11 protein-coding genes and 1 riboswitch are annotated in these 13,626 nt (G+C 53.9%); of the genes, 10 read left to right on the plus strand and 1 reads right to left on the minus strand.

Going from position 1 to position 13,626, the window contains the following annotated elements; translation table 11 throughout:
* Positions 1 to 95: 95 nt before the first annotated feature.
* From CX651_RS01010 to fusA, 9 genes are all read left to right on the plus strand, one after another.
* The gene (locus tag CX651_RS01010) at positions 96 to 1,037 is read left to right on the plus strand and encodes an ABC transporter ATP-binding protein (RefSeq protein ID WP_101052777.1); all 942 of its coding nucleotides are present in this window, start codon (positions 96 to 98) and stop codon (positions 1,035 to 1,037) included.
* Complete coding sequence (locus CX651_RS01015; protein ID WP_101052779.1) at positions 1,034 to 2,104, plus strand: FecCD family ABC transporter permease; 1,071 nt, start codon at positions 1,034 to 1,036, stop codon at positions 2,102 to 2,104. The genes CX651_RS01010 and CX651_RS01015 overlap by 4 nt, the downstream gene beginning before the upstream one ends.
* Before the next feature lie 17 nt (positions 2,105 to 2,121).
* Positions 2,122 to 3,186, plus strand: coding sequence for a nicotinate-nucleotide--dimethylbenzimidazole phosphoribosyltransferase (gene cobT / locus CX651_RS01020; RefSeq protein ID WP_101052781.1), 1,065 nt, complete (start codon positions 2,122 to 2,124; stop codon positions 3,184 to 3,186).
* A complete protein-coding gene (locus tag CX651_RS01025) occupies positions 3,186 to 3,962 on the plus strand; it encodes an adenosylcobinamide-GDP ribazoletransferase (RefSeq protein WP_101052783.1) in 777 nt (258 codons plus the stop codon). The genes cobT and CX651_RS01025 overlap by 1 nt, the downstream gene beginning before the upstream one ends.
* Positions 3,959 to 4,555, plus strand: coding sequence for a bifunctional adenosylcobinamide kinase/adenosylcobinamide-phosphate guanylyltransferase (gene cobU / locus CX651_RS01030; protein WP_101052785.1), 597 nt, complete (start codon positions 3,959 to 3,961; stop codon positions 4,553 to 4,555). The genes CX651_RS01025 and cobU overlap by 4 nt, the downstream gene beginning before the upstream one ends.
* A 74-nt stretch (positions 4,556 to 4,629) precedes the next feature.
* The gene (locus tag CX651_RS01035) at positions 4,630 to 6,303 is read left to right on the plus strand and encodes a cobyric acid synthase (RefSeq protein ID WP_101052903.1); all 1,674 of its coding nucleotides are present in this window, start codon (positions 4,630 to 4,632) and stop codon (positions 6,301 to 6,303) included.
* Positions 6,293 to 6,907: a cob(I)yrinic acid a,c-diamide adenosyltransferase gene (cobO, locus tag CX651_RS01040; RefSeq protein ID WP_101052787.1), complete on the plus strand. Its 615-nt coding sequence runs from the start codon at positions 6,293 to 6,295 to the stop codon at positions 6,905 to 6,907. The genes CX651_RS01035 and cobO overlap by 11 nt, the downstream gene beginning before the upstream one ends.
* 503 nt (positions 6,908 to 7,410) lie before the next feature.
* On the plus strand, positions 7,411 to 8,844 hold the full coding sequence (locus CX651_RS01045; RefSeq protein WP_146225972.1) for a diguanylate cyclase: 1,434 nt from the start codon (positions 7,411 to 7,413) through the stop codon (positions 8,842 to 8,844).
* A gap of 261 nt (positions 8,845 to 9,105) precedes the next feature.
* On the plus strand, positions 9,106 to 11,196 hold the full coding sequence (gene fusA / locus CX651_RS01050) for an elongation factor G (protein ID WP_101052791.1): 2,091 nt from the start codon (positions 9,106 to 9,108) through the stop codon (positions 11,194 to 11,196).
* Between the two features lie 336 nt (positions 11,197 to 11,532).
* Here fusA and arcA read toward each other — a convergent pair whose 3' ends face one another.
* Positions 11,533 to 12,249 (minus strand): two-component system response regulator ArcA, encoded by a 717-nt coding sequence (arcA, locus tag CX651_RS01055; RefSeq protein WP_039035539.1) that lies wholly within the window; start codon positions 12,247 to 12,249, stop codon positions 11,533 to 11,535.
* 560 nt (positions 12,250 to 12,809) lie between these two features.
* Here arcA and CX651_RS01060 point away from each other — a divergent pair.
* Positions 12,810 to 13,244: a DUF3293 domain-containing protein gene (locus CX651_RS01060; protein ID WP_101052793.1), complete on the plus strand. Its 435-nt coding sequence runs from the start codon at positions 12,810 to 12,812 to the stop codon at positions 13,242 to 13,244.
* An 82-nt stretch (positions 13,245 to 13,326) separates the two neighbouring features.
* Positions 13,327 to 13,503, plus strand: a riboswitch (Lysine riboswitch).
* Positions 13,504 to 13,626: the final 123 nt, after the last annotated feature.

Below are 13,626 nucleotides of genomic sequence, written 5' to 3' on the forward strand. Positions count from 1 at the left end.
AAACCCGGGCGGGTAAACCGGGGGAGCGAATAGATGATTCTTCCACTGCAGCCTGAGCCTTCTGCCGGTCACAGGCTCAATGTCGGGGGGCGGTTATGAGCCTGGCACTCAAGGTGCAACAGCTTAGCTGGCTTCCCGGTGGTCACAGCGTATTGGCCGATGTGGGTTTTGAGCTGCCAAGTGGCAAGATGCTCGGGCTCATAGGCCCCAATGGTGCCGGTAAGTCGAGCCTGCTGCGCTGCCTCTATCGTTATATCCGCCCGGATAGCGGCCAGATCCAGCTGTTTGGGCAGGATATCAATAGTTTGTCAGCCAAAGCCTTCGCCAAAGAGGTGGCCGTGGTGCTGCAGGATACCCCGGCCCAACTGGCACTGGATCTGACTCAATTAGTGGCCATGGGACTGACTCCCCACAAGGGGTTGTTTGATATGCCATCGGCGACCGACAAGGCCCAGGTGCAGGCGGCATTGGCGCAGGTCGGGTTGCAGCACAAGGCCGCAGAGCCTTTCGCGCAGCTTTCCGGCGGTGAGAAGCAAAGGGCCTTGATTGCCCGCGCCATAGTGCAGCGCCCCAAGCTTTTGATCCTGGACGAGCCCACCAATCATCTGGATATCCGCTATCAGATCCAGATCCTCGAGCTGGTGCGCAGCCTGGGGGTCACGGTGATCGCCTCGATTCACGATCTCAATCTGGCCTCGGCCCTGTGTGACGAACTCTTGCTGCTGGATAACGGCCGCCGTATTGCCCACGGCTCGCCCCAGAGCGTATTGACCGAAGACAGAATTGCCGGTGTCTTCGGTGTTTGCTGTCAGGTGGGGACGCATCCGCAGTTGGGACGGCCGCTGATCCACTACTTTTACGGCTATCAGTCGCCAGAGCCTGGTCACGGCAAGGCTCTAAGCTCGGCGGCGCTCGCCAGTGGTAAGGTTCACGGCGCTGCGATAGTCGAGCCAATGGCAGGGCCTGCCTCGGCCGAAACCTGTGTTGCCCACAAGGAAACTGATCGGCGCCCAGGCTCGGTGGGAGGTGGCGCATGAATACTTCCGTGGCCGCACCGGGGCGCTCGCTTATCGGCTGGTTTCTCAGGCCCTTGCCCAGACTTTACTGGTGCTGGCTGCTGTTGCTGCTCGGCACTGTGTTGACACCCTTGGCCGCAGCCGGTTTTGGCGCCGCCGATATCAGCCTCTTCGATGTGGCAAGAGTGATTGGCAAACACCTGCTGGGCGTGGGGGAGCCTTCTGCCATCAGCGAGCGTATCGTCTGGGATCTGCGCCTGCCGCGTATCTTGCTGGCCTTTATCGCCGGCAGCGGCCTGGCACTGTCGGGTTATGTATTGCAGGCGGTGACCCGCAACCCGCTGGCCGATCCTTACCTGTTCGGTATCAGCTCGGGCGCCAGCTTCGGCGCCGTGGTCTCGGTCGCCCTGGCGACCGGCCTTGGCCTGAGTTCGGCCATCTCCGGGGTATCGCTGCCGCTGGGAGCCTTTATCGGTGCCAGTTTGGCTGTGCTTATGGTACTGCTGCTCGCGGGCAGGAATATCGGCAACCAGATAGAGCGAATGTTGCTCTCCGGGGTTGCCATCTCCTTTATGTTCAGCGCCCTCACCAGCTTGATCTTGTATTTTTCCACCCCGCAGGCCACTACCTCCTTGCTGTTTTGGAGCCTGGGCAGTTTTGCCCGTGCCAGTTGGGATGGGCTAGCACTGCCCACTCTGGTGGTGCTGGCGGCCTTGCTGGTGATCCTGGCCTTCAAGCGCCAGGTGCTGGCGATGCTTGCCGGTGATGAAACCGCCCACACTCTGGGAATCAGGGTGCAAAGGCTCAGGGTTTCCATGCTGCTGTTATGCTCGCTTATTACCGCCACTTTGGTGGCCCACTGCGGCGGGATAGGTTTTGTAGGGCTGATGGTGCCTCATATTGTCAGGTTGTTGCTGCCGGGGCAGCATCCCATGGTGCTGACGGCACTGGCGGGCGGCCTGTTTATGGTTTGGGTCGATGTGCTGGCTCGCAGCATACTGCCCACCCAAGAGCTGCCGGTGGGGGTGATCACCTCGGCCATCGGCAGTCTGTTTTTCCTGATGGTGCTGCGTAAACGCGGCCAATAACGATAAGAGAGGGAAGGATGTACCAGGTTGCAGCAATCAATCACGCGCTGGATGACGCGATTCAGGCCCGCATAGACAACAAGACCAAACCCCTGGGCGCTTTGGGTGAGCTGGAGGCTTTGGCGCTGCAATTGGGGCGCATTCAGCTCGGTTCCGCCACTGATGAGTTGGTCATCCGCCGCCCCGTGATGCTGGTGTTTGCCGCCGACCATGGTATTGCCGCGGCCGGGGTGTCGATTGCTCCCAGCGAGGTGACCACCCAAATGGTGCTCAACTTTGTTGCCGGCGGCGCCGCCATCAATGTGTTTTGTCGCCAGACCGGCTTCGAGCTGGAGGTGATTGACTGCGGCATTCTCAGCCCCTTGGGGATCCCCGAGGTTACAGAGCAGCGTCTGGGCGCCGGTACCGGGCCTATCCACAAACGCGCCGCCATGACTCTGGGCGCTGTGCATCAAGGGTTTGCCATGGCGCGCACCTTGGTAAAACGCCATATCGATGCCGGCAGCAACCTGCTGGCGCTGGGGGAGATGGGAATAGGCAACACCTCTTCTGCCGCCGCCGTGATGGCCGCCCTGACCGGCCTTCCTGTGAGTGAATGTGTCGGCCGCGGCACCGGCATAGATGTCGCGACGCTTAAGCGCAAATGCCTGCTGATAGAGCAGGCTCTGCTGCTGCACCACTGCGAGCTGACCGAGCCGCTCAGTATCCTCGCCTGCCTCGGAGGCTTTGAAATAGTGCAGATGACAGGGGCCATGTTGGCGGCGGCCGAATTTGGCGTGCCTGTGCTGGTGGACGGTTTTATCGCGTCGACAGCGGCGCTGGCGGCTGTGCGTTTGGCGCCGGGGGTGAGGGATTATCTTATTTTTGCCCATGAGTCTGAAGAGCGCGGCCACAAGTTGCTGCTCGAGGCCATGTCCGCCAAGCCTTTGCTGCGGCTTGGGCTTAGATTGGGTGAAGGCTCGGGCGCGGCGCTGGCGCTACCCTTGGTGCAGGCGGCGGCCAACTTCTACAACCAGATGGCCAGCTTTGGTGAAGCCGGGGTCGACAAGGTGGTAGGGCCAGCTACCCAAGAGGTGTTCTGATGGGATTCTGGCTCGGGCAACTGCGGCTGTTTTTGATCGCAATAGGTTTTTTCACCCGTATTCCTGTACCCAGCGCCCTGACGGTGGATAGCGACAGCCTCAACAAGGCTAGCCGCTACTTTGGCCTGGTGGGCGTTGTGGTGGGCTTGATCTCCGCCTTGGTGTTACTGCTGGCCGCCGGCATATTGCCAAGCTCTATCGCCATAGTGCTGGCGATGATTAGCAGTGTGCTGGTTACCGGCGGTTTTCATGAAGATGGCCTGGCCGATACCGCAGATGGTTTCGGCGGCGGTTGGCGGGTAGAAGACAAACTGAAAATCATGAAAGACAGCCGCCTTGGCAGCTATGGCGCCTTGGCATTGGTGTTGGTGTTGCTGCTCAAGTACCAGTTACTGCTGGAGTTGGCACTTTACGACATCAACCAGGCGGCGCTGGCCCTGGTATTGGCGCACTGTGTCAGCCGGGTGACGGCGGCCAGCATTATCTTCAGCGAAACCTATGTTCGCGACGAGGGCAAGAGCAAACCTCTGGCGCAGCAGCAGGGGCTCAATGAGCTGGGTATTTTGCTGCTGACTGGAATTGTGCTGACGGCAGTGCTGTCCACCACGCTGCTGTTCTGGCTACTGCCGACCATGTTGTTACTGCGTTGGGCCCTGGTGTTCTGGTTCCGGCGCCAGATTGGCGGTTACACCGGCGATACCCTGGGAGCGGCGCAGCAGGTGAGTGAGCTGGCGGTTTATATGCTGTTGCTGGCATTGGGGGGCAGCCCGGCATGATCCATCTTATTCTGGGTGGTGCCCGCAGCGGCAAGAGTGGTTACGCCGAGCGGCAACTGGCCGACTTGTGCCCGGCCAATGTCCGCCCCTGGTATCTGGCAACGGCCGAGGCCGCCGATGAGGAGATGGCCCGGCGTATCGCCCACCATCAAACTGCGCGCCAAGGCGGCAGCCTCGAATGGCAGTTGGCCGAGGTGCCGCTCGATTTGGCCAAGGCGCTTGTGCAGCGCTCAGGCTCTGGAGCGCCGGTATTGGTAGACTGCCTGACGCTTTGGCTCAGTAACCAGCTCTGCTTTGGTGCCGATATGGCTAGCGAACGCGCGGCCTTGCTGCAGGCGGTAGCCGAGTTTGACGGCGATCTGCTGTTGGTGAGCAACGAAGTCGGCTCCGGCATAGTGCCGCTTGGGGAGCTGAGTCGGCGTTTTGTCGATGAGGCCGGTTGGCTCAATCAGGCGCTGGCCGCCAAGGCCGACAGAGTCACTCTGGTTGTCGCCGGTTTACCGCTGGCGTTAAAGCCTGTGAACTCTGATAGCAGTGGCTCCCTGGGCTTGAGCGCTTCGGGTACAAGCCCGGATCAGCGGGGTAAGGTGTGAGTAATCCAGTACCCCATAATGGCGCAGAACTTAAAGCTGAATTTTCGGCTCTGGCCCGGCCTGGCCGCAGCCTTATGGTGCAGGGCACCACTTCGGATGCCGGTAAGAGCACCTTGGTAGCCGGACTCTGCCGGGTGTTTCATCGTCATGGTCAGCGGGTGGCGCCCTTCAAGCCGCAAAATATGGCGCTCAACAGCGCCGTCACCCGGGATGGCGGTGAAATTGGCCGGGCCCAGGCGCTGCAGGCGGTGGCCGCCGGTCTTGAGCCGAGAATCGATTTCAACCCGGTATTGCTTAAACCCAGCTCGGATACCAAGGCGCAGGTGATTATTCAGGGCAAGGCGCTGACCAGCCTGGAAGCGGCCGCCTTTTTCGGCCCCGAGAGTCGTGACTATAAAGCCGCTGCCATGCAGGCGGTGTTGGCATCCTGGCACAGGTTGCAGCAGGAGTTTGACTGGCTGCTGATAGAAGGCGCCGGTAGCCCGGCCGAAATCAACTTGCGCCAGGGCGATATTGCCAATATGGGCTTTGCCGAAACGGTGGACTGCCCGGTGATCCTCATCGCCGATATCGACAAGGGCGGGGTATTTGCCCACCTGGTCGGTACCTTGGCCCTGCTGTCCGAGAGTGAGCAAGCTAGGGTAAAGGGCTTTGTGATCAATCGTTTTCGCGGTGATATCTCATTGTTGCAGTCCGGGCTGGATTGGCTTGAGGCTCACACCGGCAAGCCGGTATTGGGCGTATTGCCCTACCTCGATGCCCTGCATCTGGACGCCGAAGATGCGCTGGTGCAAACAACTGCTCAGTCTCAGGGGGCTGCTACCGAGCAGCCGGTAACAGCTCAATCAGCACGAGCTCAATCTGAAACAACTCAATCTGAAAGAACTGGGACGCGACTGCGGGTCGGCGTCTTGGTGTACCCCAGGATCAGCAACCATACCGACTTTGACCCGCTGCGGCTGCATCCGGATATCGAGTTTTGTTATATAGGGCCGACTCATCAGGGCGAACTTCCAGGGCTGGATCTCCTGCTGTTACCCGGCAGCAAGAATGTGCGCGCCGACCTGGCTTTTATCCGCCAACAGGGCTGGGATAAGGGCATAGCTCGCCATCTGCGCTATGGCGGCAAGCTTATCGGTATCTGCGGCGGCTTTCAGATGCTGGGGCATAGCATTGCCGACCCCTTGGGGCTGGAAGACTTGCCCGGTACCAGCCAAGGGCTGGGATATCTGCCGCTCACTACCGAGCTGCAAGCCGAAAAACAGCTGCTCAATGTCAGCGGTACCCTGAGGCTTGGGCAATCATCGGCGTCAGTCTCCGGCTATGAGATCCACTGCGGAGTGTCGCGGATCCCGGACCAATGCACCCAGCCACTGTTGCTTAATGAGCGAGGCAGTGACGCCAACTGTGCCAGTGCTACTGAGCCGGCAAAAATCACTGAGCCCGCAAAAACCACTAAGCTTGCAAAAATCACTGAGCCTGCAAAAACCACAGCACCCCGCAACGAAGGTCTGCTGTCGGAGGATAATCAAATTCTCGGCAGTTATTTGCATGGCCTGTTTGACAGCCCTGAAGCCTGTGAACTGCTGCTCGCCTGGGCCGGGATGACGGCGCCACAGGGCCATGCCGTGGATATCAATCAGCAGCGGCAACAACAGCTGGATCGTTTGGCCGATGTGCTGGAGCAACATCTGGATTTCAATAAAATAATCAACATATTCAAAGAGGAAGACCCGGGTGACCGATAATAATCAAACCGATATCAAGGCAGAGCGTCATAAACAGCGGCAGCAGAAAGTAAAAGCGGCGGTGGATGCCAAAATCGCGGCCGCCACCGAAGAGAAGGGCATACTCCTGGTCGTGACAGGTAACGGCAAGGGCAAGTCCACCTCCGGCTTTGGCACTCTGGCCCGTGCGGTCGGTCATGGCAAGCAGGGTGCCGTGGTGCAGTTTATCAAGGGCACCTGGGAGTGCGGTGAGCGCAAGCTACTGGAAGGCGCCGGGGTCAAGTTCGAAGTCATGGGCACAGGCTTTACCTGGGACACCCAGGACAAAGCCAAGGATATCGCCGCCGCCGAAAAGGCCTGGACGGCCGCCGAAAAATGGCTTCAGGATGCCAGCATAGACATACTCCTGCTCGATGAACTCACCTACATGGTCAGTTACCACTATCTGGATCTGCAGCGAGTGATAGATGCGTTGCAAAATCGTCCCCCCATGCAGCATGTGATCATCACCGGCCGCAATTGCCACAGGCAACTGATTGAATTGGCAGATACTGTCAGTGAGGTGAATAGCGTGAAGCATGCGTTTGAGGCGGGGGTTAAAGCGCAGCCTGGTTTCGACTACTGATATTTCTTCTATTTCTTCCTGTTTGCGACCGTGGCGTTATTGTCTGCGTCGGCTCACCCAATCACATACTCATTGTATGCTCATGGGCTGAGCTTCCTTGACGGCTTAGCCACAGCCGCAAACAGTTTGAAATAGGTGCATTTGCTCAGGAACTAAAGCTACTCGGCGGCTTTGTCAGTGCTTTATTTTTTGTTGACGACCGTGGCGTTATTGGCTGCGTCGGCTCCCCCTATCACATACTCATTGTATGCTCATGGGCTGAGCTTCCTTGACGGCTTAGCCACAGCCGCCGTTGGCCGAAGATAGGGAAAGTGTTTTGGATGTCCTGTATATTCCTTCGGAAAGTGTTTAGGGTGTCCTATATATTCTATTAGCCCTATATATTAGGCCGCTTGAGCAACTCAAGCGGGAACCGCCCGATGGCAGCAGAGTGATCCCCAGTGAGAGAGCATAGTTTATGGACTAAAATTCTATGTATTCTGACTCGCCGGAGAGTAAATACTTTGCTGAGGTTTTTGCGGCCCATATTGTTTGGCAGCCTTTTACTGGCAACGGCCGCAGTTAATGCAGTCACGATTCCCTATTGTGTCGACCCCGACTGGATGCCTTATGAAGGCATAGACCAAGGCAAGCACGTAGGGATCTCATCCGGCTTTCTTGAACTTATTGAAGAGCAGACTGATTGGCAGTTTCAGCTGGTGCCCACAGACAGCTGGCAACAGACATTAGCCTACTTGAAGCAGCAACGCTGTGTATTCACCACCATGCTTAACTACACTCCCAGGCGCGCTGAGTTCTTATATTTCAGCGATATCTATAGCCGTTCTCCCAATGTGTTGGTTTCACGCCGCGAGCAACCTTTTTTGCAGAATATGGAGCAGGTCGGTGATAGAAGCCTGGCGATCCCCAGAGGCTACCGCTTGCTGGATTATGTGCGCCAGAACTATCCCAAGATCCGCATTATTCTGGCCGAGACAGAGCAGCAGGGATTGGAGATGGTCTCCAGCGGTGAGGCGGATCTGTTTATCGGTTCTATGTATTCCATCAATGCCCGTATTCAGCAGAGTGGGTTGTTCAATCTCAAAATCGCCGCTTGGGCCGGGCCAGAGGAGCAGTTCCGGATGGCGGTGACTGAGAATAGCAAGTGGATGCTGCCCGAGTTAAATCGTTTGTTGGCGCAGATTTCTGACGACTACAGGGCCAGGCTGTATCGCCAGTGGAGTAATATAGCGGTATTGAAGCAAACGGATAGAGGGCTGACTTGGCAGCTTTTGGTTGTGGTAACACTGGTCTTCGGCGCTTTACTGGCGCGCTACCGCTGGATTAGTAAATATAACCGGGAGCTGACAGCCAAGAATCAACAGTTGGAGAAACTGCGTAATCAGCTATTGGAAACCAATAGGGAACTTGAGTTTATTTCGACCCATGACCCTTTAACCAAGTTGTATAACCGCCACTACTTTCATCGACACTTTGCGCCTGAACATCGAAGTGACGCTATGCAAGGGCATACATCACTGATAGTGATAGATATAGATTTCTTCAAAGATATCAATGATCGCCATGGCCACAGCGTGGGTGACTCTATACTCAGTGATCTGGCTTCTCTGCTCATGGAGGGAGCCCGCGAAATCGACCTAGTGGCCCGTTGGGGCGGTGAAGAGTTTATGATTGTTTGCCCGGATACTGATTGTGTTCAGGCAAGGCATCTGTGCGAGCGCTTGGCATCGGCGATGACTGTCTATCCTTTTTCTGCCGGTGTTCGCCTTAGCTGTAGTTTTGGGCTGACAGAGCTGAAACCCGGAGAGTCTATATGGAGCGCATTTGATCGGGCTGACCAGGCTTTGTATCGGGCCAAGTCGGAAGGCCGTAACAGAATTTGCTGCGATCCTGAATACGAGCGAGCCAATAAAATCGGGCCAAATTCATCGGTTTGAGGTTAGAGCGGCACTTTTATGAAGTCAATTTCTGTGTTTATGACCCGAATAGTGAAAGTATGTGCACTCAACGTGTTGAATTTATAGGGCTTTATTTTTTTAATTCGTTAGCGGTGACAAACTGGTGAAAATTGAAACTGCTGATTGCAGCCTATGGGGGTTTCGGTGTTATAATACGCGCCTTATTTATGGGGTTCCGTCTGTCGCAGCTTTGAAGTGGCATACTCCGTCTCCTATTAACTAATCATTTGAAGTTGAATCATGACTGACTTATCAAAATACAGAAACATTGGTATTTTTGCTCACGTTGACGCGGGTAAAACCACTACCACAGAACGTATCCTGAAACTGACCGGCAAAATCCACAAGATGGGTGACAGCCACGACGGTACCACTACTACTGACTTCATGGAGCAGGAAGCCGAGCGCGGTATTACCATTCAGTCTGCTGCGGTAAGTTGCTTCTGGAAAGATCACCGTTTCAACGTCATCGACACACCCGGACACGTTGACTTCACAGTTGAAGTATATCGTTCTCTGAAAGTTCTGGACGGCGGTATCGGCGTATTCTGTGGTTCAGGTGGTGTTGAGCCTCAGTCCGAAACCAACTGGCGTTATGCTAACGAATCCGAAGTTGCTCGTATCATCTTCGTAAACAAGTTGGACCGTATGGGTGCCGACTTCCTGCGTGTTGTAGGTCAGATCAAGCGCGTTTTGGCTGCGACTCCACTAGTTATGACTCTGCCTATCGGCGTTGAAGACGAGTTCAAGGGCGTTGTTGACGTTCTGAACCGTAAAGCTTACGTATGGGATGATTCTGGTCTGCCAGAAAACTATTCTGAAGAAGCAATCCCAGAAGACATGGTTGACCTGGTTGAAGAGTACCGTGAGCACCTGGTTGAGACTGCTGTTGAGCAGGACGACGACCTGATGGAAGCTTACATGGAAGGTGAAGAACCTTCTATCGAAGACCTGAAGCGTTGTATTCGTAAGGGTACCATCAACCTGTCCTTCTTCCCCACTTACTGTGGTTCTGCTTACCGTAACAAGGGTATGCAGATGGTTCTGGATGCGGTTGTTGATTACCTGCCATCTCCAACAGAAGTTGAGCCTCAGCCTCTGACTGACCCAGAAACTGGTGAAGAAACCGGTGAAGTAGCTACAGTATCTGCTGACGAGCCACTGCGCGCGCTGGCGTTTAAGATCATGGATGACCGTTTCGGTGCCCTGACCTTTATCCGTGTTTACTCAGGTAAGCTGAAGAAAGGTGACACTGTACTGAATAGTGCTACAGGTAAAACTGAGCGTATCGGCCGCATGGTTGAGATGCATGCAAACGATCGTAAAGAGATCGACTCTGCTCAAGCCGGTGACATCATTGCCGTTGTGGGCATGAAGAACGTTCAGACTGGTCACACTCTGTGTGATCCTAAGCACGAATGTACTCTTGAACCTATGATCTTCCCTGATCCAGTAATCTCTATCGCTGTAACTCCTAAGGACAAAGGCGCTTCTGAGAAGCTGGGTGTTGCTCTGGGTAAGATGGTTGCAGAAGATCCATCATTCCAGGTTGAAACTGACCAGGAAACCGGTGAAACCATTCTTAAGGGTATGGGTGAATTGCACCTGGACATCAAAGTAGACATCCTGAAGCGTACTCACGGTGTTGAACTGACTGTTGGTGCTCCACAGGTAGCTTACCGTGAAACCATCACTCAAGCCGTTGAAGACAGCTACACTCACAAGAAGCAGTCTGGTGGTTCTGGTCAGTTCGGTAAGATTGACTACCGCATCCGTCCAGGCGAAGCTGGTAGCGGCTTCAAGTTCACCTCCAGCGTTGTTGGTGGTAACGTACCTCGTGAATTCTGGCCAGCAGTTGAAAGCGGCTTCGAAGAAATGATGAACGAAGGTCCTCTGGCTGGCTTCCCTGTACTGGACGTTGAAGTTGAACTGTTCGACGGTGGTTACCACGCAGTTGACTCCTCTGCGATCGCGTTTGAAATCGCTGCCAAGGGCGCATTCCGTCAATCTATGCCTAAAGCCAAGCCTCAGTTGCTTGAGCCTGTGATGAAGGTTGACGTGTTCACTCCAGACGATCACGTTGGTGACGTTATCGGTGACCTGAACCGTCGTCGCGGCATGATCAAGGATCAGGAAGCTGGTCTGACTGGCGTACGCGTTAAGGCTGACGTGCCACTGGCAGAAATGTTCGGTTACATCGGTCACCTGCGTACCATGACTTCTGGTCGTGGTCAGTTCTCCATGGAGTTCTCTCACTATGCTCCATGTCCTGCCAACGTGGCTGAGACTGTTATTGCAGAAACCAAGGCTCGTAACGCAGCCAAGAAATAAGGATTAATTATCCTGATAAAACCCGCCTTGATGGCGGGTTTTTTTATAGGCGAATATCTTGTGCCGCGAAGTCGGCAGAATCAAATTTGCACTCAGCTCGGCGGATGCCGATAAATATCAGTGGTCGCTTAACCTCGACTTTTAACTACAGTTAAAAAGGGGATAATTACCGTATGGCAACTGTTTCCGAAAGTGGCATATGGCATAGGACCTACGGTGAAGAAGCTGAGATTGACCTTGAGGAAGCCAGAGAGATAGGGGGCAGGAACAGGTGATAAGGGCAGATAAACAAAAGCCAGCTTGATAAGCTGGCTTTGTATTGACTGATAAGTTTTATCAGTCTTCCAGGTTACCACAGAAACGGTAGCCTTCGCCGTGGATGGTGGCGATGATTTCCGGTGTATCAGGCACACTTTCGAAATGCTTACGGATACGGCGGATAGTCACGTCAACAGTACGGTCATGTGGCTTGAGTTCACGGCCGGTCATCTTCATCAGCAGCTCGGCGCGGCTGAGGATCTTGCCTGGGTTTTCCACGAAGTGCAGCATGGCGCGGAATTCGCTACGCGGCAGCTTGTAAGATTCACCCTGTGGGCTGACCAGTGAACGGCTGTTGATTTCCAGGCTCCAGCCATTGAAACGATAATGTTCCACGGCGGCCTTTTCTTCAATTTCAGCACCTGAGCTGTTGACGCGAGTCAGCAGGTTGCGGGCACGAATAGTCAACTCACGAGGGTTGAACGGTTTGGTGATGTAATCATCAGCACCGATTTCCAAGCCCAAGATCTTGTCTACTTCGTTGTCACGACCGGTAAGGAAGATGAGACCGATATTGTTGATTTCGCGCAACTCCCGCGCCAACAGCAAACCATTCTTACCCGGCAGGTTGATATCCATAACTACCAGGTTCACCTTGTTTTCCTGCAAGGCTTTGTGCATCTCTGCGCCATCATTGGCTTCGGTTACCACATAACCTTCTGCCTCGAAAATACTTCTCAGCGTGTTACGGGTAACGGCTTCATCTTCAACGATCAGAATGTGCGGGTTTTGCATGTTATTTACCTAATTAAATCAGTTTATCTAACCATGAGCGCGGGTGACGCTCCGCTATACTCTCTAAAACGCCAACATTCACAGGGTTCACGTAAGTGCTGTTCAAAACTGAAATGAAACGGCAACACACTTCATGATTAGCAAAAAGTATGCTCTCCACCCGGAGAGGCGCGAACTGTACTCTCTAGGATTCCCAGTGGCGGGATTTAGTTCCTGAAAGACATGGAAAATCCAGAAAATGCGATCTTAAAACCAGATTACATTTGGTACAGAGTCGTTATCGATAGAGACTTATGCTGTCGCGTAATGGCGCTAGCCTGGTCACACGCTTAACTCTAGGCCTCAGTCGATACAATCCATTGTACTAGGATTAGGCATTTGTTAACAAATGAAATGTTAACAAATTAATGTTTAACTATGATCTATGTCACAGGTTTTTATGTTAGATATTGAAACTTAAGCATTTTGTGTTTTGCCTTACTGTGAGCTTGCTCACGGGGCTAGGGGATTTCGTAAGCCTTTGCTAGAATAACTCCGGTTCATTAGAGACAGATACTACAATGGATGCTGCATTTGAAAGTCTCTGGCAGTACTACCAGAGCGCATGCTTTTTTTTGACTCAGTCGTTTTCTTCCGCTGTTCCTTTTGCCATTGTCACCGCCCATAATCCCCTAGGGCAAAAACTGACTTCCTGCCAAAACCGTCTTCTCGATCGGCAATTACAAGGTGATATTGATAAGCTGGGCATACCCTATCGGGCTATTATAGGTGCGGCCGATGATCTCAGTCATATGGAAAAAAGTTGGGCCCTTTTTTTGGATAAGGCTGCGGCAATCGAGCTAGCATTCAAGTACCGTCAGAATGCACTTTATTATGTGGATAAAGGCTTGCTGACCTTAGTGCCCTGCCATAAAGGTGAGCATGAAATAGAGCTTGGATTATTTGCAAACCGAGCTCGTTTGGTCAATGAATTACCTGAACTTAGTGATAAATGAGTTGAGGATATTTCATCAGATGCAAATTAGCATTGACTTCATAAGGGCTTTATTGCTAATTTTTTCATCCCTTTCGCAAGAAAGGAACAGAAGAGGTGCGTTAACTAGGTAGTGAGTCAGAGGAAGCCAATTTCCAATGACGGCTCATGAGGGAGATTAACGCCGAGGTCGGGATGCGCATTGGTAATGCTCTCCGGTCGGTTGGTCAGGCTGAATCCTGGCGGCTGTCACCTGGTTTTGGTGGAGAGCTTCTGGTGACGATCGCTTTTTCCCTACTTTGGGGTGCGTTATCTCAGCACCAGGCTCTTCGAACGTTATCTGTTCGGAGCTTAACTCATGAAGTTTATTCTCGTTATCGACCTTTCCCTGTCACCTGCCTGTG

The sequence above is a fragment of the Shewanella chilikensis genome, assembly GCF_002836945.1.
GTDB lineage: Bacteria > Pseudomonadota > Gammaproteobacteria > Enterobacterales > Shewanellaceae > Shewanella > Shewanella chilikensis.